This is a genomic window from Bacillus sp. ISL-47, assembly GCF_018613175.1.
Taxonomy (GTDB): domain Bacteria; phylum Bacillota; class Bacilli; order Bacillales; family Cytobacillaceae; genus Cytobacillus.
In genome coordinates this window covers 32,513-56,384 of record NZ_JAGGQS010000048.1, presented here as the reverse complement: position 1 = coordinate 56,384, position 23,872 = coordinate 32,513, and the positions used below count along the sequence as shown (strand labels likewise).

The following is a 23,872-nucleotide window of genomic DNA, read 5'->3' as shown; positions in this document are numbered from 1 at the left end:
TTATCACCTTCCTTTCTATGTGTTAGATGTTTCTTCTTTTTTCCCTGAAGTGACAATGTCATATCTTCTTGGCCTTGGAGCTATATATTTTAGGTCTACCGGCTCATAAGATAGGCTTGGACCGAAGGGGGTATAGGTGGCAATTGTTGTTTTGAGCCAATTTTCGTCATCTCTTACGGGGAATTCAGGTTTATAGTGCGCTCCCCTGCTTTCATTCCTGTTAAGAGCTCCTACCGTAATAACTCTTGCAAGCTCAAGCATATTTTTAAGCTGTCGGACAAAGGGAACGGTTCTGTTATGCCATCTGGATGTATCATCTATTCCGATGTTCTTGAAGCGTTCCTGAAGTTCCTGAAGCTTCTCATCTGTTTGCTGGAGCCGGTCGTTATACCTAACCACTGTTACGTTGTCCACCATCCAATCACTCATTTCAACATGAAGCTGGTATGGGTTTTCACTGCCGTTCATCTTATAGATCTTTTCAATTTCTTCTTCTTGTTTTTTTTGTTCTTTTTCAAAAAGGGATAATGGAATGTCTTCACAGGACTTTTCAAGCCTATTTACATAACTGACTGCATTCGGGCCTGTAACCATTCCGCCATAGATTGCTGAAACTAATGAATTGGCTCCAAGCCGATTACCTCCATGATATTGGTAATCACATTCTCCACATGCAAACAGGCCAGGAATATTGGTCATTTGGTCATAATCCACCCAGAGGCCTCCCATTGAATAATGCATGGCCGGGAATATTTTCATCGGCAGCTTCCTTGGATCATCTCCGACAAACTTTTCATAGATATCAAGAATTCCGCCAAGTTTGCGCTGCAATAATTCTGAAGGAAGGTGGGAAAGATCAAGGTAAACCATATTCTCCCCGTTGATTCCAAGCTTGAGGTCTACACAAACGTGAAAAATTTCCCGTGTTGCAATATCCCTTGGTACCAGATTCCCGTAAGCGGGATACTTTTCTTCAAGAAAATACCATGGTTTACCATCGCGGTAAACCCAGACTCTTCCTCCCTCACCGCGTGCTGACTCTGACATTAACCTGAGTTTATCGTCTCCCGGGATAGCTGTCGGGTGAATTTGTATAAATTCACCGTTTGCATACCTGGCCCCTTGCTGGTACGCAATACTATGTGAGCTCCCGGTATTTATAATGGAATTGGTGCTTTTCCGAAATATATTACCTATTCCCCCTGTGGCTAAAATAACAGCATCTGACTTAAAGGTTTGAAGTTCCATAGATTTTAAATTTTGGGCTGTAATTCCCCTGCATTTTCCTTCATCATCTTTAATAAGCGATACCAATTCCCAATATTCAAACTTCTCAACCAAGCCTTCCGCTTCATATCTTCGAACCTGCTCGTCAAGGGCATAAAGAATTTGCTGTCCTGTTGTGGAACCTGCAAAAGCCGTCCTTGAATATTTTGCTCCTCCCAATCTCCTGAAATCAATATGACCTTCTTCTGTGCGATTAAATTGAACCCCCATTCTGGCTAATAAATAAATGATATCCGGAGCTGCTTCACACATTGCTTTTACAGGAGGCTGATTGGCTAAAAAATCACCGCCATATATCGTATCATCAAAGTGTTCCCATACTGAATCTCCCTCTCCCTTTGTATTTACCGCCCCGTTTATTCCGCCTTGTGCACATACCGAATGTGAACGGCGAACTGGAACAAGGGAGAATAATTTCACTTTCTTTTTTGCTTCTGCAATTTTTATAGTAGCCATTAACCCGGCTAAGCCGCCGCCAATCACTATAATTTCCTGATTTTGCATGGTATCCCTTCTCCCGTTTAAATTCAGATCATAAATATTGACCTTTTTGTGTATAAAAGTTGAGGTCCCGACCTTCCACTCCAATCAAAGGGTGCCAAACTTTAACTTAGCATAAAGTTTACATAACAAATGAAATCAAACTTCCCAGGCCCAGGCCAGCCAGAATAATAAAAATTCCGAAGCATAGGTTCATGACAATTTTTTGCGAAGAAGGACCCACAGTTATTCCCCAGGTTATAAGTGAAGTTGAAAGCCCATTAGTAAAATGATAAGTGGTGCTGAGTACACCAGCCATATAAAAAATCATCATAAATGGATTTGCGAGATGTTCGCTCACAAGCTGATGATTAACCTCGATTTGGCTGATAGCAGGACTTATCCTAAGCGCCCAAACATGATAAATAACGAAAATAAAGGTAATAATTCCTGTTACTCTTTGGAGCAGAAAACTAATATTCCGATTGTATTTGTACACATGTGCATTTGGCTTTGAAATGAAAGAAAGATAGATTCCATAGACAGCATGAAAGAATAAAGGAATTGCTATAAATCCAATTTCAAGGATAAAGAGAAATGGCAGGCTAAGCATAAATTCAATATGTTCATCATATTTTTCACTTCCGAAAATAGCCAAGGCATTCCCCATTAAATGCTGAATTAAAAAAAGGCCTAGCGGGATAATTCCCGCTAGTGAATGCAGTCTGGATAGGATAAATTTCTTTCTGGAAGATGAAAGAGGCGTCACTGTGGCTGTTTGCACGACTCTTCCCTCACTTCCATTGCTATCCATTCTGAAACTTGTATTTCCTCCAAGCGTAAAATAGCGTCAACTTGTTCTTCAGCATCTTGGATCTTATCCCGTGTCATTGTTTTAAACTTTTCGATGAGTTCTTTTCTCGAAGCTGCTTTTTCAGGGTCTCCTTTTGGGTAATCAGTTGATTCAATGAAAGTTCTTCCATCTTTTAGTGTAATAATTACTTTAGCTCCCCATTTTTGCGGATATGCATTTTCAAAGTATGGATCCTCTTGCACATCCACTTTTTTCATTAGCTCGTTTATTACAGGTGAATGCAAAATCTCTTCATTATAATCAATTAATGAGGCTGAGCCTTTAACAGCAATCAGAGCGGCGCAAAATTGGCTGCTGAATTTTGAAGCGTATACAGTTTTAGGAGTAGGGTTATCAGTAATATTAAGGACTGTTTGATAAGTGCCGATTGAGATATTTTGAATTTGATCATGTTGGAGGGAGTTTTCTTTCATGATGTCCAGGATACAATCCATTGCTGGATGGGTGTGTCGGCATGATGCATGAATTTTAAAGCTATTTTCCATTATTTTAAATTCACTGCCGAGATTCATGGTGATTTTTTCAGGATCATATTTTTCAGACATCGCATTAAAGAAGCCTCTTCTGCCTTCCAGGATTTTGGAAGCAGATGTAAAGTTCTTCCTTGCCAGAAGGGCTGCAAGAGCCCCATTGTACGCAGCTTTTGCTGTGTGAAGCTGTTTCGTATTGGCACCATCTTCAATAAATTCCCATAACCCAGCAGCCTGAGTACCAGCATTTCCAAGTGCATACATTGTCTGCTCAACAGATAATTTTAGAAGTTTAGCCACAGCAGCTGCAGAACCAAAAGTTCCGCATGTAGCTGTGTTATGCCAGTAATAATAATGTGAAGGGGACACTGCTTCCCCAATTCGATAACAGATTTCATACCCAACCGCCACAGCAGTTATTAATTCTCTTCCGCTTAGCTGATACGCCTCTGCCACTGCTACTGCAGCTGGAATAACCACAGTCCCGGCATGAATAATGGAAGATTTATGAATGTCATCCAGCTCAACAATATGGCTTGCTGCAGCATTAACCAGGCAGGCATTGCCAATGGAGGACTTACCGCCAGTTACTAGGCTTGCTTGTTCATTACCTCCCCATTCATTTAGCAATTCTTTTATAGATTGAACCGGTTTTTCATCTTTGCCGGCAAGAGCAGATCCGTACCAGTCCAAAATACATAATTTCGTAAATTCTACTACTTCGTCAGGCAAATCTTCGAAACTTATTTTATTGGCATACTCAGCTAATGTTTTGGTTAGTATCATTTTACTTCCCCCACCTTCGCTCCTAATACAGATTGTAAAACGCTGATAATATCATCATACTGTTCTACCACATGGGCCCCTGATTCCTTAAGCGCTTCCATTTTAAGTGAAGGGCGTCCAGTATTTCCTGAAATCATGGCACCGGCATGCCCAAAAACAGTTCCTTCCGGCATTGATTCAGTAAATTTACCAGCGACAAAGGATATAAGCGGCTTTGTAAACCCTCCTTCTTTTAATAATTTGGCCGCGTCTTCTTCAAAAGACGTTCCCGGTTCCGAAAAGGTAACAACTGCTTCTGTTTCGTCATCCTTTTCAAAAAGAATAAGAAGGTCCCTGATCGTTGATCCTATTAAACTATCGCCGCCAATGCCAATGCTAGTTGTAACTCCATAACCTGCTCTTTTTACCATCCAGGATGTTTCCGCTGTCATTCCGCCGCTGCGGGAAATGACACCTACACTTCCAGGCACAAAACAACGTTCAGGGCGGTCGCCGCCTATGGATCCCATTTTGATTCTATCCTTGGGATTGATCAATCCCACTGTATTGGGACCAATAATCGTGACCTTTTCTTTACGTGCAGCATGTAATAGTTTTACTGCATCATGCTGAGGTATATTTTCTGTTGTAACCACAATCAGCTTTATGCCGTTAGCTATTGCCTCAAGTGCAGCATCTAAGGCAAACGCGGGAGGGACAACTATAAGGGATGCATTGATATCATGTACTTTAACTGCCTCAGCCACTGTATCGTATACCGGAACACCTTGAACATGCTGTCCGCCTTTCCCTGGAGTAATACCGGCAAATATCTTTGTTCCATAGGCGAGCGTATGGCTGACGATCATGGAAGCTTCCCTGCCTGTTATTCCCTGTACAGCCATTCTTGTATTATGATCGATTAGAATTGACATTTAAGACACTCCCTTCATCTTTTTAATCATTTCCGCTGCCGCTTCTTCGATTGTCAGGTCTTCTCCAAAATAAGTAATGCCTGCTTCAAGGAAAATTCTTTTGCCTTCCTCATCGTTTACACCGGCTTCCCTTACTACGATAGGAAAAGTTTTAGGGTTTATGCCTAATTCATGTATTGCTTCTACAATTCCCCTTGCCATAACATCTATCTGTGTATTATTGGTAATGTTATGCGCTACAAAAAGGCCTTTAACTCCTTTTTTGGAAAGTATGCCTTTCGTCAATCCTTTTACTTTTTCTTCTGAAGGATTACCTCCTGTTTCTGTGTAATTTGCCGGGTGTGCACCTAAATTAGTGAGGGCATCAAAGCTAAGCAAGCTTCCTCCTCCGCCTCCGCACATAAAACCAATTTCTCCGCCATCCATTTCGGTATATCGAGCAGTGCCGCGATAATCTGCGTCATTGACTTTTACCATTTCTTTCTCCAGTTCGGTTAAAGGTCTCCAGGACCGCTCACTTCCAGATTCCACCTTTCCCTCAAGCTCTGGGTGCCGGTAAAGTGCAGCATCGTCCACTCCCATTACCGAAGCGGCTGCAATGACATTCTCATCCTTTGTCAGAACCAAAGGGTTAATCTCTAAAATATAACTGTCATATTTTATAAACACTTCATATAGCTTACAAAGAATGGCCGTTGCTTTAACTAAAGGCTTTCCTGTAACACCCAGCTTGCTCCAAATTTCTTTCGCCTGGTATGGGTAAAGCTGAGAGAATGGTTCAACATGAAAAACCACAACCTTTTCAGGTGCATCCTTTACAAGATCTTCTACTTCAATGCCACCCTCAGTTGTAGCAATAATTACTGGAACTTGCTTTTGAGAATCAATTGTAATTGAAACATACCATTCTTCATCAATATCAATCTTCTCTTCTAGCAGCACTTTTTCAACTGGAAAGTTCCTAACTGTCATTTCCAGTATTTCATCTGCTTTCCTTTTTGCTTCCTCTACAGTATTTGCAAACTTAATAGCTCCTGCTTTACCTCTCTTTCCTACTGGCACAAGTGCTTTTAAAACACATGGATTAGATAGGTGCAGATCCGTAATTTCCTCACTATTTGAAATGACTGAATGTCCTGGTACAGGAATTCCACTTTCTTTTAGGATTGTTTTACTTACATCTTCCAGCATTCGCCCCATTCTTGTTTTCCTCCTATTGGATATTGGATCCATTTTATAAAAAAGGGAAAGTTTATTTCCCTTCTTCCTTTAAACTTTTAATTAATGATTCGCCGGTTCGGAAAATATGTTCAGATAAAAGATTAGCCGCTGTTTCTTTGTCTTTATTAATGACTGCTTCAACTATTTTTCTATGTTCAATATTCGAGGTCTCTTGCTGGCCTGAAAGCAGATGAGGCGTTTGCTGAGGAAATCCATTCCATAATGTTCCAATAAATGAATTCAGCCGTTCCCACTTACACCGTTTTACCAGCATTCGATGGAACTCAATATTGTATTGAATAAAAGTATCAACGTCATCTGTTCTTTCCATTTCATTTACCAGAAAAGTAAGCTGTTCTACATCTTCCTCTGTAAGCAAATCCACACTTTGGTACACAGCCATTTTTTCAAGCTCAGCTCTTAAAGCATATATTTCTTCAATATCCTCAATATTAATGGATTTCACGACGGCCCCTTTATGTGGTTCAAGCCTTATAAGGCCCTCTGATTCCAACTTTCTGAATGCCTCTCTAATAGGCATCCTGCTAACACCCATTTTCTCAGCCAGATCGGACTGTTTTAATCGTTCTCCAGGTTTAAAATCTCCTCTGATAATGGCTTCCCTAATAACATTACATACTTTTAAGTGCAATGTATCTCTGTTTTCAATTCTTAAATCCTGATTCAATGACATTTTTAAATCCTTTCCTATTCCTATTTTAGCTTTAGGATATAGGATCCAATTTAACATGTCTATAGTTTTCAGCTATTTTTTGAATTTTTATAAAAATCCGATCCAATTCCACCATGTTACAGCTGTAAAAATGGTTACCAGAATCATAATCATAGTCATATGAAGTCCCGGTATCACAAACTCTTTCTGTTGGATTTGGCCAGTGCTGTGAACGATGATATTGGGTGTTGCTTCGACAACCAGTATATAACCGTGCAAACATGCCAGAGAGGCTGTAATGCAAATAAGCACAGGGTCAGCACCAGCTTTAGCTGATAATCCGATAAAAATTGGAATCAAAGTGACAACAGCGGTTGATACATTTGCTACTGCAAGATGCAAAATTTGGGTGATGAACAAAATAAAAATAACGCCTATAACTGGGGATCGGAGCAAATCAATGATCCAGTCTGCACTTAAACTCCCACCAACTAATTCAGCGGCACCCGAATGATTGAATCCATAGCCCAGGGATAAAGTAACTCCCATTATGAGAATAGTATCGAAATTAATTTTCACCATATTCTCCCACTTTGAACAGCCCACACCTGGCAGCGCCATCAATATGACGCCTATTAAAGCAGGAATACTTGGATGCAGGCCATGTAAAGATTCTGTAAACCAAAGCCCAACAATAAGCGTTAAAATTCCTATACATTTTTTTTCAGCGAGATTAATAGGACCTATATCTTTCAATTTGTTTCTCATTTCCTTTTTCACATGGTGAAATTCTTGACGGTCTTCAGGCAAGGGAAAAGATTTAATCAATACATACCAGGCCGCAGGAATAAGGAGAAGCCAAATGGGAAATGTGTAAATAAACCATTGAATATAAGTAATTTGAATCCCCAGGAATTGTTTTAAAAGCTCAACCGTTAAAATATTGCCAATTGCTGCTGTCATAACTACTGTTCCGCTTATCGTTCCGCCAAATGCTACCCCCAGCAGAATCATCTTGCGAAGGTTCTCATTTTCCTTCACTCCAATTTGATCAAGTGACATTTGTGCAACCGGCAGCAACAAAGTCGCTCTTACAGCAACAGCTGGGATAAAAAACGCTTGAATTTGGGGAATTATAAGGATGCTCGCTAATAGCCCTTTTGCTGTACCTGCCCACTTCGCTAAAATAAAATAAGCCAGCCTTTTGGCAAGAGGAGTATCATTTACCCCTTCTGCAAGCATCATTCCGCCTATTATAAGAAAGATAGCTGGGGATGAAAAACCGCTAAAGACAATCTCCATCGTAACAACTTTGAACAATAACATTAGAACAAGCAGTAAGATTGCAGTAACACCAAGTTCCAAGGGCTCGAACGTCCAATAAAAAACACTTAGTGCCAACAGCGCAAGCATGACTTTTCCCGAATAATTCTCCCCAGGCAATATTGCATATATGGCTGCTGCAAAGATAATTCCCGATAAAAGCATAATGATTTTTGAAGAATGAACAGAAATTGCCCGGGAAGCTTTTGGCACGAAATTTACTTTTGCCTTGGTATTCGGAGTACCCATTCTAGTCTCCTTCTTTCTTTAAGCTAAATTCGGCCAGCAGCTTCAACCGGTTTGCATAAATTAAAGAAGATATCCAAATCCTCCAGTTCTTCAAACCTATAAATTAAATCTATTAATCTATTTTTGGACTCTCCATTAATAATGTTTCCTGTTACGTCCTTAAACTTCTCGATTAATTGCTCATCTGTCATAGGCAGATCCTTGCTTCCGATAGCATGCTCCACAAAATGGTTAAGCTCTCTTCCATCTGTCAGTTTCACTGTTAATTTTGCTTGATCTTCTTTTATCTTTTCATCAATTGTTAAGTTTATTTTAGACCTTAAAGCCTTTACTTCAGGTTTATTTACAAACTCACCCGTAAACTCATTTACACCTGCTTTTAGATTGAGGAAGCCTGCAGCCACACAATGATATACACTAAACTTGCCTTCCAGCCCTGTTGAAAATTTAGTCTTTCCGGTAAGTTCTTTAACAAGCGGGTGTCCAGTTATTGTGATTTCTGCAATATCGTCAGCCTTTAAGTTATGGGCTTTTTGGATTGTTATTATACCGTCAATTGCAGGATGGGTCACGATTCCACTGGCAAATGGTTTATAGCTGTTCTTCTCAATTTCCCATTTATCTCCCCAGTTATCTGTCAGAAGCTCCAACTTATTTTCTTCAGATAAAACGCTGATAAACCCACGTTCTGCTTCCAATGCTTTTTTAGAACTTGTAAATCCTTCGCCTGCAATGAATGCAGCAAGCATCCCATTCATAGCCGCTTTTCCCGGATGGTAAGGCTTCGTCATGGTTCCAAACATTTCCCTTAACCCGGTAGGATCTGTAGCGGCAATCCCAATGGCAAAGGAGGTTCTTTCCTCGTCCAGCTCCAATAACTTGCCCATTGCCGCAGCGGCTCCAATTCCCCCTACACTGCCTGTTATATGCCACCCCCGCCAATAATGGGAAGGATAAACAGACAGGGCTAGTCTGGCCTGTACCTCACACCCTATAATAAAGGCCTCTAAAACCTCTTTCCCTGTTTTTTTCTTAAATTCGCTATAAGCTAATACAGCAGGGAAAACAGGTGAAGAAGGATGAAGGACCGTTTCAAGCAGTGTATCATCAAAATCATAGATGTGGGAGGACATTCCGTTTAGCAAAGCAGCAAAAAGCATATCCGCCTTTTCTTTTCTTCCCAGAATGGTCGCTTGCGGGCTGCTTTCCATCAATTTTGAAACATTTAAAACCTTGTCCATCGACTCATGATTGGCTGCCCCAATAGCAACGCCCAGCCAGTTTAATAGACTTCTTTTTGCTTCGTAAACAGCATTTTCGCTGATTTCGCCAAATTTTGTACGGATGATATTTCTGGCAATTTGACTGGTTACCATATAGATCTCTCCTTATTATAAAGCTGAATACTGCAATAACCCTTTTGCTTTTTTGTATACAGGATAATCCACCAATTTATTTCGAACAGAAATAGATGCACTTCCCTTTTGTTCTGCCTCTTCAAATGCTTCTACAATTTCCCTTGCCTCTTCCAATACTTTTTCATCCGGGGTGAAGACCTCATGGATTACATGCAGCTGTTTCGGGTGGATGGCCAGCTTGGATTTAAAACCTGAAATTCTGGCACGGACTGCCTCTTTCTTAAGTCCATCCTCACTAGAAAGATCCGGGTATACTGCGTCTACTGGGCTGCCAATTCCAGCTGCCCTTGATGCGTTTACAATCTGTGACCTTGCATAATAAAGCTCCTCGCCCCCATCCGTAAGCTCGCAATCTATATCAAGCGAGTAGTCAATGGAACCAAACACAAGCCTTGGGATTAAGGAATGAGAATTGGCAATTTCATAGGCAAAGTGAACGCCAGACGCTGTTTCGATAAGGGGCAGTACTTCAAAACGTTCCCCTTTTCTGCCTGTTCTATCAAGCAGCTCAATCACTGTTTGGCAAATAACTTTCATATTGCTGCCGCTTTCCGATTTCGGAACAATAATCCCCTTCGCTCCTGATTCCACGGCACACTCGATGTCTTTTCTCCAATACACTGTAGTAAAATCATTGACTCTAATATATACGTCTTTTTCAGCCGGATAATTTAGTAAATAGTTTTTTGCTCTTTCCCTTGCTATCTCTTTTTCATTCATGGCTACAGCATCTTCCAAATCGAAAATAACGCTGTCTGCTTCACTGGATATTGCTTTTCCCATCATTTTTTCAGAAATAGCTGGAACAAATAAATAGGAACGCTTTGGTGCCATCGTAACTCCCCCTTAATGGATATTGGATCCTATTCTTGTGAAGAAATAACTTACTCAATTACTTGAGTAAGCGCATTCCCTGCCCTCATGATGTGATTTTCAACCAGCTGCCTAAGCATAATAGGATCCTTCAATTCAAGTGCTCTTAGCATTTGTTTATGTTCTTCATTCGAAACAAACATTGTTTTTGGAATGAGGCTTGGAACATGTGCAGGATAACCCTCAATAAATTCCTTCGTCAGCAATTTTATTTTTTTCCAATTGCACCCCTTTTGAAGCAGCAGGTGAAACTGATGATTATGGGTGATAAAGGAATCCATATCATTGTTATCAATATCCTGATCCATTTTTCCAACCAGTGTGTTTAGTTCTGCCCTATCCTTTTTAGTAAGAAAATTCATAGATTTTTGGACTGTAATGCCTTCCAGGAGTGCCCTCAGATAATATAATTCTTCTATATCTTCCCTTCTGAAGCCAATTACCTGGGCCCCTTTATGGGGTAGAAATGCCACTAGCCCTTCTCTCTCCAGACAGCGAAGCGCCTCCCTTACAGGCATCCTGCTTACGCCAAACCTTGCAGCCAATTCATCTTGTATCAATCTTTCCCCTGGTTTATATATATGCGTGAATATGGACTCTCTAATCATATCTGTGACTTTTTCCTGCAGTGTATGAAACTCTTTAACTTGGTTCATTTGAAAACTCCTTAGACATTATGTAAACTGCCAAGAATTATTTTGCTAAAAATAGTGAAATTTGCGGGAAGATTACAATAAAAATAAGTGCAATCAGCATGAGTGCAAAGAAAGGAAGAACCCCTCTTACCACTTCCCCTACTTTCTCTCTTGTTATCCCGCTCACAACGAATAGATTTAATCCTACCGGAGGTGTAATCATTGCCAATTCCATATTAATGGTCATGATGATCGCAAAATGGATAATATTAATATCAAACATCACTAAAACCGGAAGAAGGATTGGCAGTGTAATCAAGATAATTGCTACAGCTTCCAGGAACATTCCCAGTACGAAGAACATTAAATTGACACCAATCATAAAGATCCATTTGTTCGTTGTGCTTTCTTCAATCCAAGCTGCAAAACTTTGCGGAACCTGTTCAGTCGTTAAGAACATTCCGAATATCATAGCAGAAGCAATAACTAAGAAAATCATTGAAGTAATATTGATTGATTCCTTAAGCACTTCCCTAAACTTAGGAAATGACATTTCTTTATAAATAAATACTGAAACAATGATTCCATAGAAGCATGAAACAAAGGCAGCTTCAGTCGGTGTTACAATTCCGCTATAAATCCCTCCTAGAATAATTACCGGAAGAAGGAATCCCCAAATAGCTTTATAAGTTTTTTTCCAGCGAACATCCATTGGCTGCTTTGGCAATTTACCATAATTATTTATTCTTGCATTCACGATTGCGGAAACCAGCAAAATACCTCCCAGCAATAAGCCAGGGATTATTCCTGCGGCAAACAGCTTTCCAACAGATTCTTCCGCAACCGATGCGTAGATGATCAAAGGGATTGACGGCGGAATCAGGATTCCTAGCGTTCCTGCAGCTGCAACTAACCCCATCGCATAACGCTTGCTATAGCCTGCTTTCACCATTCCGGGAATCATGATGCTTCCGATGGCAGCGGCTGTAGCAGGGCTTGAACCGGAGATAGCTGCAAAAATCATGCATGCAAGGATGGTTACAACCGCAAGTCCTCCGCGAATATGGCCCACCCATGATTTTAGAGCTTCAATCAAATGAAAGGATATACCGCCTTTTGACATGATGATTCCGGCAAATACAAATCCTGGAATAGCCATTAGTGTTGCGGAGTTTAAAGAGTTAAACATTTTTTGGATGACAGTATAGAGTGTAAAATCGATCATTGAAAGAGCGACGATACTGGATAACCCCAAGCTGACTGCAATCGGGACTCGAATAAGACACAAAACGGCAAACACCAAAAATAACACTAAAACCGGACTCATGCTCCTACTCCCTTCTGCTCAGTTTCTTTGTTTAATTCCTGCATCTCTTCATAGAGATGTTCAAGTTCTCCTGTGATTTCACGTTTATCTCCTGTAAATGCACGATAAGACTTCACAATAAAGTACAATCCCAGTAAACTCATGCCCACTGGCAGAACCAGATAGGTAATCCAGATTGGAATACCAACATCGATGGTAGTAATCCCCTGCTCCTTTGAAAGCGTTATCAATTCCAGGGATGAAAAAGCGAGATAAAAGGAGAACCCCGCTCCTATTATATTACTAATACCGGCAACGATCTTTTTTACTCCTTTTGGCAGCAAATCAAACAATAACTCTACTTGAATATGGCGATTGTCTTTTAAGGCCATTCCAAAACCGATAAATATGGCCCAAACCAGCAGAAATTCGAAAATCTCTGTTACCCATGCCTGTGGTGCATTAAGAACATATCTAGTAAATACACCATATAAACTTACCACTACTCCTCCAATAAATAGCAATCCAGCTGCTCCTTCTTCGATGCGATCGAGCCATTTAAAGAGCTTCATACAAATCAACTCCTTTTTTTGGATTGTATCCAATCCGTGCTTGGTTTCTTTTTCAATATACAAGAAATGAAAATAAAAATAAACAGAAAATTTTATTTTTTTATTATTTTTTGTGTATTCACAATATTCAACTGTTTTGTTATACTATTTTCATCAGCCTGTATTAACACCTTGTCAGAATTTATTTTGTATCCAAAATCCAAAAAGGAGGTCGAAAGGTGGTATTAAAAAATAGGACTTTAGCATTAAACGAAAAATTCTTCATACATTGTCATAAGAGATCCGAAGGGTTTTTGAAAAATGATGCTCTTGATCCAAGAAGAAAGCAGGGTGGCTCTTTACATAAGGAGCTTAAAGGAGTTTTTCCTTTATGATTAAAAATATTGGTTTTATCGGGCTTGGAAAAATGGGATTGCCAATGGCAAAAAACCTCTTGGAAAAAGGCTATAATGTTTTTGGGGCAGATGTAAGTGAAAACGCATTAGAAGAACATCGGGCATCTGGCGGCCATACCGGCAATATACAAGATTGGATTCACCAAGTGCAATGTATTATTCTGATGCTTCCTTCTTCTGTTATCGTAAATAAAATACTGGAAGAGATCATAGCTGTCAGCACCTCCGGAAACCAGACAAATCAGGATGCCCTCATGATCATTGATATGAGCAGTTCTTATCCCGCAGATACTAGAAAAAATCATAAAAAGCTGGAGCAATACAATATAGGTTTTATTGATGCTCCTGTTAGCGGGGGAGTCAAAAAAGCGGTTGATGGGACGTTAACCATTATGGCCGGAGGAAGAGCAATACATTTCGAGAAATGTAAGCGTTTGCTAGAGGCCATGGGCAGCAACATATCATTAGTTGGACCTTCTGGAAGCGGCCACTTAATTAAAGCAATCAATAACTACTTATCTGCTACCCATCTTTTAGCATCATGCGAAGCTGTTCAATTATTGGAGAACTTTGGTGTAGAGCCGGAAAAAGCCATCCATGTGATCAATCAAAGTACCGGAAGAAGCGGTTCTACAGAATATAAGTTTCCAAACTTCATATTGACAGAAGCGTATAACTCGGGATTTTCTCTTGAACTAATAAAAAAAGACATAGGAATGGCAAACCAGCTTTTCAAAGATGCAAATGCTGCTACCTCATTGCCTCAATTCATATACCAAAGATTCAGTGAAGCTAGCAGTGCATTGGACAAAGAAGCTGACCATACAGAGATAAATAAATTTGTCTCAACCTATCTATTACAAAGGGGGATTTTAAATGATGAAAATGAAAAAACTGTTCCTGGCGGCTCTGACTCTGGTATTGATGTTCGCCCTGGCAGCCTGCGGTAATTCTGAAAAGACTGAAGGATCAAGCTCAGGCGGCGGAGCGGAGAGTGACGGAATTCAAGAGATAACCATTAAAATTTCTCACGTCGTAGCTGAAAATACGCCAAAGCACCAAGGTGCCTTAAAAATGAAAGAGGTAATTGAGGAAGAGTCTGGCGGCAAAATAAAAGTTCAGGTTTATCCTAATAGCTCTTTATTTGGCGACAAAGACGAGTATCAGAACTTAGTTGCCGATAACGTCCAATTTATCCTGCCAGATATGTCTAAGCTAGTTGGTAACGATCCTGGGTTCAATATCCCTGCAATGCCTTTCCTTTTTGAAACTGATGAAGCAGCTAATGCTTTCTGGGATGGAGAAAAAGGAAAAGAAATCTTTCAGCGCTTAGAAAAAGATGGCGTGCTGGGACAGGCGATGTGGCCAAATGGCGCCAAGCACATGACTAATGATAAAAAACCAATTACTAAACCAGAAGATTTGAAAGGCATGAAAATCCGTACGCAAGGTGGCCAATTACTTGAGGCGTTATATGATGAGTTAGGAGCAGGGTCTGCCTCCATTCCATTTGGTGAATTATACACTGCTCTTCAGCAGGGAACTGTTGACGGCCAAGAAAACACATTCAGCAACATTGAATCCAAGAAGTTTGACGAAGTTCAAAAGTATATGACCATTATGGGCCATACTCGTGTTGACTATGCATTGCTTACTAACACTAAGTTTTGGGATAGTCTGAACGAAGAAACAAAAGCGGTTGTACAAAAAGGTGTTGACGAAGGAACCAAGCTTGCAAGAGAATCGGCTAAACAGCTTAATGACGATGCTTTGGCAAAATTAAAAGAAAATGGGCAAGTTGAAATCAATGAGCTTTCAGATGCTGAAATCGAAGCATTCAAAAAAGCTCTTGCACCAGTTTATGATGAATATGCAGAAGTCATCGGCAAAGATATTATTGAAGACGCTGAAAGTAAATAATAGAATCCCCATTTACAAAGGGAAAAGAGAAAAACAACCGCTGCTAAATTGGCAGCGGTTGTTTTTGTTTCAGCTATTTTTGAGTTTGATAAATGTCTTGGTTAATAGACAGTTTCATTTAACATGATCTAGACGCGGAAGATGTTATCGGTCTGCTTCTGATTTTAGAATAACGCTGTTTTCCCAAAGTTTGTTGCTTTCAAACCAATTTTAATCACTGAGTTGATTGGAGCGGAAGGCGCGAGATCCTCGAAAATGCTGCCACATTTTCTTACGACGAGGTGTCCGTTCGAAGAAGCTTATTCAACGTCCTACGGGAGTAGCGTTCCAAGGGAAACCCCGCAGACGCAGAGCGTCGAGGAGGCTCCCGGTAGCCCCGTGGTTCGCTGAGTGCCTCGTGCTGAAATCAACGGGCAGAGTTCTTAAGCAAAAACAACAATCTATACGAAAAGAAATATTTATCAAGACAAAAAAAGAATCCCAGTTCATTTCGCTGCTGGGATCCCTTTTTATAAATATTATATAAGTAAGAGTTACACAGAAACCGCCTTTTTAAGCCTTCTGCATATTTCATCTCCAACCTCTTCAGTGGATGATGTTCCCCCAATATCCGGTGTTTTAAAACCGTCATTTGTAACGTCCTCAATTACATCAAGAAGCTTTTTACCAAGTTCCTCTTCACCGAAGTGATCCAGCATCATTTTGGCAGTCCAAATTTGTCCAATTGGATTAGCTATTCCCTTGCCAACGATATCAGGAGCAGAACCGTGGACAGGCTCAAACATGGATGGATATTTTCCATTAATATTGATGTTCGCAGCTGGTGCAATTCCAATGCTGCCCATAATTGCTCCTCCAATGTCGGTTAAAATGTCACCAAACAGGTTGCTCGCCACAATTACATCAAATATTTGCGGACGGGTAACAAAAAATGCAGCAAGTGCATCAATATGATAAGATGCTGTCTGGACATCCTGATAATCTCCCTTAACATCATTAAAGACTTCGTCCCAGAAAGGCATGGAATGGAAAATACCATTAGACTTGGTGGCTGATGTTAAATGCCCTCTTCTTTTCTTTGCAAGTTCGAAGGCATATCGCATTGCCCGTTCTGTCCCTTTCTTTGTAAAAACAGCATTCTGGATGGCAAGTTCATCCTCACCTTTGTGAATTCTGCCTCCTACTTCACTATATTCACCTTCGCTGTTTTCTCTTACTACGATTAAATCAAAATCATTAGGGTTAACTAACGGCGATTTTAAGCCTTTAAAATATTTTGCAGGGCGAATATTAATCGACTGTTCAAATTCTCTTCTGATTTTAATTAACAGACCCCATAAAGAAATATGGTCTGGTACTATAGCTGGGTTGCCAATGGCACCAAGAAAAATAGAATCAAAGTTTTTTAGTGTACCTAAACCATCTTCCGGCATCATCTTTCCGTGTTCGATATAATATTCGCTGCTCCATGGAAAGGATTGAAAATCAAATTTTAATCCTCCATGCACTTCTGCAACCGTCTCTAATACTTTTAATGATACAGGCACTACTTCTTTTCCAATTCCATCTCCAGGTATTACGGCTATTTCATATTTTTTCATCGTCATACAGCTCCTTTGTTTGTTTTTTGGTTATAATTTTCATATTTTGCTATTTCCTGCTGGTATAAGTCCTCACCGTTTGAGTCATATGCCACAAGCAGCGGAAAATCTTGTACTTCTAATCTTCGGATTGCTTCTGGACCCAGATCATCATATGCAACTACTTGAACTGCTTTAACTCTCCTGCTTAAAATGGTGGATAATCCGCCTATAGCTGCAAATGAAATGGCACCATATTTCTTGCACGCTTCTTTGACCAGATCCCTTCTTGGCCCTTTGCCGATTGTTCCTACAACCCCATATTCGTACATGGCAGGTGCATACGGATCCATTCTAAATGCTGTTGTCGGCGCTACCGGGCCAATTACCTGTCCTGGTTTTGGAGGACATGGACCGGCATAAAAGATAATCTCCCCTTTCAAGTTAACTGGCAAAGGCTCATTGTTCTCAAGCAGCTCTACCATTCTTTTATGTGCAGCATCTCTAGCCATGTAAATGGTTCCTGATAGGAGAACCGTATCGCCGATTTTTAATTTTTTTATATCTTCCTTGGTAATAGGTGTCTGCAGCCTGTATTCTGGCATTTTAAACCCTCCTATCTATTTATTCAGATAATTACTGATTTCTTTCTTGCAGCATGGCATTGTATATTTACTGCAACCGGCAATGCCGTAATATGGCATGCATAGGTTTCTATCGGCACCCAAAGAGCTGTACTGGTCCCTCCGAGGCCTTGAGGTCCAATTCCAGTATCATTAATAGCTTCTAGCAATTCCTCTTCCAGCTGTGCGATATGTGGATCAGGGTGATGAACGCCAATTTCTCTTAATACCGCATGCTTGGCCAGGGAAGTCACTTTATCAAAGCTTCCTCCTATTCCCACCCCTACAACGACTGGCGGGCAAGCCTTACCTCCAGCATCTTTGATCGTCTGCAAAACAAACTTCTTTACTCCTTCAACGCCTTCCCCTGGGAGCAGAAATTTCATGGCACTCATGTTTTCACTGCCGCCGCCCTTTGGCAGAACAGTAATTTTTATCTGATCACCTGGTACTATCTCCGTATGTACCACAGCTGGTGTGTTATCTCCTGTGTTAACGCGCAGCAGAGGATCACCTACAACCGATTTCCTTAGATAGCCCTCTCTGTATCCAGTCCTTACGCCATCTTGGATGCTATCGAGGTAATTGCCGCCTGTAATATGCACATCCTGCCCTATTTCTACAAAAACCACTGCCATCCCCGTATCATGGCAATAAGGCATATGATTATTTTTGGCTTCATCTGCATTTTCCATCAGCTGTTGAAGAATGGACTTGCCAATAGGAGAAGCCTCTGTTTTTTCGGCACGCCTAAACCCTGCCAAAACATCCTCTGGCAAATAGTAACAGGCTTCCCAGCAAAGCTTGGCAACGCTTTCACTTAAAACCTCCGCATCAACTATCCTCATCTTATCTCCCCTTTTCCGTCAATAAGTTCAATTAGATTCTTTAAATCCATTTGCTTATGTTCCTTTAAGCTCTCCGATGCTTTTTCAGGATCTCTCTCTTTAATCGCTTTAAAGATATCTTTGTGTCCTTTTAGAATAATGCGGCCTCGTTCGTTACCCTCGATATTCAAAAGCCTATAATAATAGGTTAATGAATGAAGCTCATCCACCAGTTTCTTTAATCTTACATTTCCGCTAATTAAGATAATTTGTTCATGAAACTTTGTGTTCCATTTAACGATTTCTTCCTTATCATTTTTTTCGATCGAAGTTTCCGTTTCGGCTAAAATTCTTTCAAGTTCAGCTATTTGTGACTCTGTTGCCCGTTGTGCTGCAAGAGCTACAGCAGCGGATTCAAGAGCAATTCTGCAGCCATATATATCTTTTACATCCTTTAAAACAGGCTTATATACAGTTATTTGCGACTTTTCATCCATGATCAAAAGACCCTCATTAATCAAAGTTCGAATCGCTTCTCTTACAGGGCTGCGGCTGATTGAGAATTGCTTGGCAAGCTGAGCTTCATACAGACGGTCTCCTGGCTTATATTCTCCGTGCCAAATTCGTTCTTTTATGGTTTGCTGAATTTGGAGGTAAAACGGAAGTGCCTTTTCAAGTGGTTTTTGATTCACATTTGCCCCCCTTTCGTTGTCCATGTTTTCAGATCTGTCGGCTGTCGACACCTTTACTTTTATAATAGTATAAATTATCTAAATATTCAATAAAAATTAACTGTATTTAAAAAACACCATTCCAATTCTAACCTTCTAGAATGGTGTTTCAGTGAAAAGAGGATAACTATTATTCTTCTATTTCCATTTCCTTAAATATTTCTTGAGCTGCCTTAAAACTATCAAGTGATGCAGGCACGCCGCAATAGATGGCAGTCTGCAAAAATATTTCCTGGATCTCTTCTTTTGTTACTCCATTATTAATGGCACCGCGTAAATGGAGCTTTAATTCATGCGGGCGATTTAATGCCGTTAACATAGCTAAATTAATGATGCTTCTCGTCTTTCTAGGCAAACCATCTCTAGTCCAGATTTCTCCCCAGCAATATTCAGTAACTAATTCCTGGAGAGGCTTTGTAAAACTTGTTGCATTTTTTATGGAGTTATCAACATACTCAGCTCCTAATACTTCACGCCGCACTTGCAAACCTTCATCAAATTTTACTGTCATTATAATTCCTCCTTAGTTAACTTTTTCATTTTTTAGGCTCTGCTACCTTGATTGTTGATCTTCACTACAGGTACTCGCTTTACGCTGGCGGTCATTTTTTAAAAAAAATGTGCCTAAAGCAATTGCCACTGTTTGATCTTTTTCGTCTATAATCCTGCACTCTGAAACAACTGTGCTTTTCCCTAAATGAATTAATACTGGTTTTGCAAACAGCTTTTTTCCTTTGCCAGGCCTAATATAATTCATTTTGAGTTCCAAAGTGTAGACTTGGGAATCTTTTGGTATCTTAGTCATTATGTGAAAACCAATAGATACATCTGCCAATGTATAGAGGGCTCCTCCCTGGGCAACATCATATGTATTGGCATTCTGCATACCCAATTTCATACTCATTTCGCCATTCTCTTCAAAACCAATTCCTAATAATCTGCCAGTATAATGGAGTTCTTCTTTTGCTCCTTTAAGCGCCTTAATAACATGGGATACCTGATTTAATTCCTCACTCGAAAGAGTCTCAAGCTCTCTTAAAATATCACTGGCAACTGTCATTGTTTTAATTCGTCCCCCTCCTCCCTTTAATGTTTGGCTCTGTTGAACTTTCGGGGTTATTTCTGCTTAAGAAGCCCAGCGAACCGCGTGCAGGCCCGGAGAGTCTCCAAGCTATAAGCAAGCAAGGTCTTATCCCTTTGAATCGCTTATACCGCAGAACATTAAATCCGCTCCTTGAACTGAATGCATTTTCAAGGATTTCCCGCTTCAGGTTCAATCTAACAAGTCAAATATCAACCATGAACGTTAACAGCCAAATTTTTTAATATCTACTATTAGGATACTGGATCCAATAAAAAACGTCTATACTTTTCTGAATTTTTTTAATGTTATAAAACAAATATTTATTTTGCATAGAAATAAGCATTATTGCACTATGAAAGTATTTATAAAACTGATATAATATATAAAAAGATAGAAAAATACTATAATTATGACACTGAGGTGACAATTAAAATGGATATCAAACAGTTAGAGGTTTTTAATACAATATATAAACATAAAAATTTTTCAAATGCAGCTAAGGAGCTTTTTATTTCACAGCCTACTGTAAGCGCTCACATCAAAAGCTTGGAGGAAGATTTGGGTTTGCAGTTATTCAACCGAAAAAATAAAGCGATGGGCAATTTAACGGATGCCGGGAAAATTTTATACCAATATTCCACGCAAATCCTTTCCCTTGTCCGTGAGGCTGAAGATTCATTGGCCGATTATAAGCAGGGCCATTCAGGTTCGTTATCTTTGGTCACATCCCATTCATTTTGTTATTGGATTTTGCCTAAAATCCTTGAAAATTTCAACCATATGTATCCTTCTGTAGACATCATTTTGCATACTGAATTTACGCCTAAAATGATTGAAATGGTTTATAACCGGGAGGTTCATTTTGCCATTGCCAGAACTAGTACCCCGGACTTTAGCGACGACTTTCTACATAGTGAACTAATTGGGCAGGATCCTGCTGTTTTTGTTGTTTCACCGCATCACCCCCTGGCTGATTCAAAAAGTGTCTCAATTGAAGACATTGTTCAGGAAGAATTTATTGTTTACGGCAAAAAATCAAGCTTCTGGCCACAGGTGCAAGGTGCCTTTACCAATATGGGCTATACGATTAAAACCGGCATGGAGCTGAATGATATTAATGCAGTAAAAAAAATGATTGAAATCAATATGGGGATTTCAATCTTGCCCCAAATCTCTGTCCAGAGTGAGCTTGAGAACGGAACAATAAAGCTGGTTAAAGTAGAAGATTTCCCTCAAATTATGAGGTATTCAAATTTAATATACCAAAAAGATTTAATAATGACAGGTGCCATCGATAATTTCGTCAAATTTATTCGGGAGACTCAGCCTTACTTATTGGATGGAGCAATATAAAAAATCAGGTCCCATCAACAGGGACCTGATTTTTTACCTTTTATCTGCCGTAGCCTTCGCGGGTTTTGTAATAAATCCCCATAGGTCTTGCGGATGACTTAGGATCTTTTCCCCAAGTTTCTTGGCTAACATACTCTCCATTCCGTATTCATCACGCCAGGCCCATAATCGCCGTGTACTTTGGTGAAGCGGGTGTTCATCTGTAAACCCCATCGCCCCATGTACCTGGTGGGCAATACGTGACCCTTCCTGTGCTGCATCACCAAGCTGGATTTTCGCCATTGAAGCTTCTTCGGTACTGATCCCGGCATCAATATTTGTGATAATAAAATCTGCAACAGCCATTGATGCTGTTGTTTCTCCAGCCAAAATAGCAAGCTTCTGCTGAACAGCCTGAAATTTGCCAATTGGACGGCCGAATTGTGTTCTTTCTTTTGTATAAGTAACCGATAACCCCAACGTTCTTTCCATAGAACCCGTCATAAGCATAACTCTCGTCAGAGTAGCCAAGTCAAGAATTTGTCCTGCTATACTATGATCTATGGCCGTTACTTCATTATCACCCAAGAGGATATGATTCATCATCACTTCATCACGAGGGTCTCCAGCTAAATTTTCATGATTGCGGACCTGACATTCCTCCAGGCGAACATTGGCAATTTTATATTGATTATCAAAGGTTTTACCTAAGATCGTAATCGTTTTGGCGTTTCGGGCCCAAGGGACATGTTTAGCTATCCCCGATAGTATCCATCCTGAATCGGTTTTATCAAAATCAATTTCGTTTTCAAAAGAAAATGTACTAATAGTATTAGTAACAGGCAACCCACATTCTGACAAAGCGTAATTAGAGAGAAAATGTTCTGCCAAGGGCACAGGAGCAGCATAATACCCAACAATCTTAAGCAAAGCCATAAAGTCGCCTAAATCTCCGCCGGACCCGCCTTTCTCTTCATGAATGCCAACTGCATTGACACCAAGCTCTCCAAGTGTCTCCCACAGTGTTTCAGGAAATTCACCTTTTTCTGCTGCTAATATTAACTCCTTCGTACATAGGTCCCTTAATACCTTGCTAACGGTATCCTCCAGCATTGACCTTATCTCACTCATCGAACACCTAACCCCCTTGCAATAATTCCGCGCAGAATTTCTGTTGTTCCTCCTCGTAAAGTAAACCCTGGTGCATGAAGAATAGCCTGAGCCAATAAGGCATCAAAATTGGAATCAGCTGTTACAGAAGGGTGGCTTGGGATCAGGAGCCGTGCAATTTTGATAATCTCGTTTTCATATTCTGTTCCTAAATCCTTAACAAGTGCGGCCGCTATTTCCGGTGATTTTCCTTGTTCCAGCATACCAGCGACACCTAAAGACATCTTTCGGAGGGTCCATAGCCTTGAAACAAGCCGTCCAACCGCAATCTTTGCATAATCACTGTCAGAATCTGAAAGCTTCCTCACTAATTCTTCCAAAAGAGGGTATGTACTCATAAACCGTTCTGGACCGCTGCGTTCATATGCCAGTTCTGCCAGACTCTGTTTCCAGCCTCCACCTTCCTCCCCTATAATCATGTCCTCTGATACCTCAACATCTTCCATTATGACTTCATTAAAATGATGTTCTCCCGTCATTAGGTGTATTGGGCGGATTGTAATGCCTGGAGCTGATAGATCAAGCAGTATTTGGCTTAATCCTTCATGTTTTTTCTCTCCTAAAGGGGCAGTTCGCACTAAAGTGATCATATAATGGGCGTGATGGGCTCCGCTGGTCCATATTTTGCTGCCATTTATAATCCATTTATTACCTGATTTTTTAGCCTTTGTGGAAACTGAAGCAAGGTCTGAACCGGAATTAGGTTCACTTAACCCTATTGCAAAAAAGATTTCACCCTTGGCAAGCAAAGGTAAAAAGCGCTGCTTTTGTTCTTCTGTTCCATAGCGCAGCAATAAAGGTCCCGTTTGACGATCTCCAAACCAATGTGCCGCAACAGGTGCACCAGCTGCCAATAGCTCTTCGGTCACAACAAATCGTTCTAATGCTGATCGTTCATGACCTCCATATTTTTTTGGCCATGTCATTCCAAGCCAGCCTTGTTCACCAATCTTACGGCTAAATTCAGCTGAATAACCGCCAAGCCATGTATCACATTTTGGTTCAAAGCTCCCTCGGCTTCTCTCCATACTTAAAAACTCTCGTATTTCCTTACGTAAATATTCGGTTTTTTCAGATAATTCAACATTCGGCAGTTTTAATTCTTTCAAAATAATGCCTCCGTTCTTCA

Annotated in this window: 24 protein-coding genes; 4 read left to right on the top strand and 20 right to left on the bottom strand. The window is 40.3% G+C overall.

The window, feature by feature from the left end:
• Positions 1-15 precede the first annotated feature (15 nt).
• The 12 genes from sdhA to J7I93_RS16650 form a co-directional block, all read right to left on the bottom strand.
• Positions 16-1,791: a succinate dehydrogenase flavoprotein subunit gene (gene sdhA, locus J7I93_RS16705; protein WP_214727026.1), complete on the bottom strand. Its 1,776-nt coding sequence runs from the start codon at positions 1,789-1,791 to the stop codon at positions 16-18.
• Between the two features lie 118 nt (positions 1,792-1,909).
• The gene (locus J7I93_RS16700; protein WP_214727025.1) at positions 1,910-2,551 is read right to left on the bottom strand and encodes a succinate dehydrogenase/fumarate reductase transmembrane subunit; all 642 of its coding nucleotides are present in this window, start codon (positions 2,549-2,551) and stop codon (positions 1,910-1,912) included.
• Positions 2,533-3,897, bottom strand: coding sequence for an MmgE/PrpD family protein (locus J7I93_RS16695; RefSeq protein ID WP_214727024.1), 1,365 nt, complete (start codon positions 3,895-3,897; stop codon positions 2,533-2,535). Before J7I93_RS16695 ends, J7I93_RS16700 begins: the two co-directional genes overlap by 19 nt.
• Positions 3,894-4,811, bottom strand: a complete 918-nt coding sequence (locus J7I93_RS16690; protein ID WP_214727023.1) for a succinate--CoA ligase subunit alpha — start codon at positions 4,809-4,811, stop codon at positions 3,894-3,896. The genes J7I93_RS16695 and J7I93_RS16690 overlap by 4 nt, the downstream gene beginning before the upstream one ends.
• Positions 4,812-6,011, bottom strand: coding sequence for an ATP-grasp domain-containing protein (locus J7I93_RS16685; RefSeq protein WP_214727022.1), 1,200 nt, complete (start codon positions 6,009-6,011; stop codon positions 4,812-4,814).
• A gap of 52 nt (positions 6,012-6,063) precedes the next feature.
• Entirely contained in the window at positions 6,064-6,726 is a 663-nt protein-coding gene (locus J7I93_RS16680) for a GntR family transcriptional regulator (protein WP_214727021.1), read from the bottom strand.
• An 87-nt stretch (positions 6,727-6,813) separates the two neighbouring features.
• Positions 6,814-8,277 carry an SLC13 family permease gene (locus J7I93_RS16675; RefSeq protein WP_214727020.1) on the bottom strand — a complete coding sequence of 488 codons (1,464 nt, stop codon included), beginning with the start codon at positions 8,275-8,277 and terminating at the stop codon, positions 6,814-6,816.
• Between the two features lie 23 nt (positions 8,278-8,300).
• Positions 8,301-9,653 (bottom strand): MmgE/PrpD family protein, encoded by a 1,353-nt coding sequence (locus tag J7I93_RS16670; RefSeq protein ID WP_214727019.1) that lies wholly within the window; start codon positions 9,651-9,653, stop codon positions 8,301-8,303.
• Positions 9,654-9,668: 15 nt separating this feature from the next.
• The gene (locus tag J7I93_RS16665) at positions 9,669-10,529 is read right to left on the bottom strand and encodes an HpcH/HpaI aldolase/citrate lyase family protein (protein ID WP_214727018.1); all 861 of its coding nucleotides are present in this window, start codon (positions 10,527-10,529) and stop codon (positions 9,669-9,671) included.
• Between the two features lie 50 nt (positions 10,530-10,579).
• The gene (locus J7I93_RS16660) at positions 10,580-11,224 is read right to left on the bottom strand and encodes a GntR family transcriptional regulator (RefSeq protein ID WP_214727016.1); all 645 of its coding nucleotides are present in this window, start codon (positions 11,222-11,224) and stop codon (positions 10,580-10,582) included.
• 37 nt (positions 11,225-11,261) lie between these two features.
• Positions 11,262-12,530, bottom strand: a complete 1,269-nt coding sequence (locus J7I93_RS16655) for a TRAP transporter large permease (RefSeq protein ID WP_214727015.1) — start codon at positions 12,528-12,530, stop codon at positions 11,262-11,264.
• Positions 12,527-13,081, bottom strand: coding sequence for a TRAP transporter small permease (locus J7I93_RS16650; RefSeq protein WP_214727014.1), 555 nt, complete (start codon positions 13,079-13,081; stop codon positions 12,527-12,529). Before J7I93_RS16650 ends, J7I93_RS16655 begins: the two co-directional genes overlap by 4 nt.
• Before the next feature lie 218 nt (positions 13,082-13,299).
• Between J7I93_RS16650 and J7I93_RS16645 the strand changes: the two genes are divergently transcribed.
• From J7I93_RS16645 to J7I93_RS16635, 3 genes are read left to right on the top strand one after another with little or no spacing between them, the layout of a single operon-like run.
• Complete coding sequence (locus J7I93_RS16645; RefSeq protein WP_214727013.1) at positions 13,300-13,455, top strand: hypothetical protein; 156 nt, start codon at positions 13,300-13,302, stop codon at positions 13,453-13,455.
• Positions 13,452-14,426: an NAD(P)-dependent oxidoreductase gene (locus tag J7I93_RS16640; RefSeq protein WP_214727012.1), complete on the top strand. Its 975-nt coding sequence runs from the start codon at positions 13,452-13,454 to the stop codon at positions 14,424-14,426. The genes J7I93_RS16645 and J7I93_RS16640 overlap by 4 nt, the downstream gene beginning before the upstream one ends.
• Complete coding sequence (locus tag J7I93_RS16635; protein WP_214727011.1) at positions 14,353-15,396, top strand: DctP family TRAP transporter solute-binding subunit; 1,044 nt, start codon at positions 14,353-14,355, stop codon at positions 15,394-15,396. Before J7I93_RS16640 ends, J7I93_RS16635 begins: the two co-directional genes overlap by 74 nt.
• Before the next feature lie 533 nt (positions 15,397-15,929).
• Here J7I93_RS16635 and J7I93_RS16630 read toward each other — a convergent pair.
• The 6 genes from J7I93_RS16630 to J7I93_RS16605 all read right to left on the bottom strand — a co-directional run bounded on the left by J7I93_RS16630 (position 15,930) and on the right by J7I93_RS16605 (position 20,217).
• Positions 15,930-17,003, bottom strand: a complete 1,074-nt coding sequence (locus tag J7I93_RS16630) for a tartrate dehydrogenase (RefSeq protein ID WP_214988225.1) — start codon at positions 17,001-17,003, stop codon at positions 15,930-15,932.
• Complete coding sequence (locus J7I93_RS16625) at positions 17,000-17,581, bottom strand: FumA C-terminus/TtdB family hydratase beta subunit (RefSeq protein WP_214727008.1); 582 nt, start codon at positions 17,579-17,581, stop codon at positions 17,000-17,002. The genes J7I93_RS16630 and J7I93_RS16625 overlap by 4 nt, the downstream gene beginning before the upstream one ends.
• Positions 17,582-17,604: 23 nt before the next feature.
• Positions 17,605-18,447 carry a fumarate hydratase gene (locus tag J7I93_RS16620; protein WP_214727006.1) on the bottom strand — a complete coding sequence of 281 codons (843 nt, stop codon included), beginning with the start codon at positions 18,445-18,447 and terminating at the stop codon, positions 17,605-17,607.
• Complete coding sequence (locus tag J7I93_RS16615; protein WP_214727005.1) at positions 18,444-19,118, bottom strand: GntR family transcriptional regulator; 675 nt, start codon at positions 19,116-19,118, stop codon at positions 18,444-18,446. The genes J7I93_RS16620 and J7I93_RS16615 overlap by 4 nt, the downstream gene beginning before the upstream one ends.
• Positions 19,119-19,287: 169 nt before the next feature.
• Positions 19,288-19,668: a 4-carboxymuconolactone decarboxylase gene (gene pcaC / locus J7I93_RS16610; RefSeq protein WP_214727004.1), complete on the bottom strand. Its 381-nt coding sequence runs from the start codon at positions 19,666-19,668 to the stop codon at positions 19,288-19,290.
• A gap of 42 nt (positions 19,669-19,710) precedes the next feature.
• Positions 19,711-20,217, bottom strand: a complete 507-nt coding sequence (locus J7I93_RS16605; RefSeq protein WP_214727003.1) for a PaaI family thioesterase — start codon at positions 20,215-20,217, stop codon at positions 19,711-19,713.
• Between the two features lie 456 nt (positions 20,218-20,673).
• On the opposite strand from J7I93_RS16605, the gene J7I93_RS16600 reads away from it, so the two are divergent.
• Positions 20,674-21,594, top strand: coding sequence for a LysR family transcriptional regulator (locus tag J7I93_RS16600; protein WP_214727002.1), 921 nt, complete (start codon positions 20,674-20,676; stop codon positions 21,592-21,594).
• A gap of 33 nt (positions 21,595-21,627) precedes the next feature.
• Here J7I93_RS16600 and J7I93_RS16595 read toward each other — a convergent pair whose 3' ends face one another.
• The gene (locus tag J7I93_RS16595; protein WP_214727001.1) at positions 21,628-22,704 is read right to left on the bottom strand and encodes an acyl-CoA dehydrogenase family protein; all 1,077 of its coding nucleotides are present in this window, start codon (positions 22,702-22,704) and stop codon (positions 21,628-21,630) included.
• On the bottom strand, positions 22,701-23,852 hold the full coding sequence (locus tag J7I93_RS16590; RefSeq protein ID WP_214988223.1) for an acyl-CoA dehydrogenase family protein: 1,152 nt from the start codon (positions 23,850-23,852) through the stop codon (positions 22,701-22,703). The genes J7I93_RS16595 and J7I93_RS16590 overlap by 4 nt, the downstream gene beginning before the upstream one ends.
• Positions 23,853-23,872: the final 20 nt, after the last annotated feature.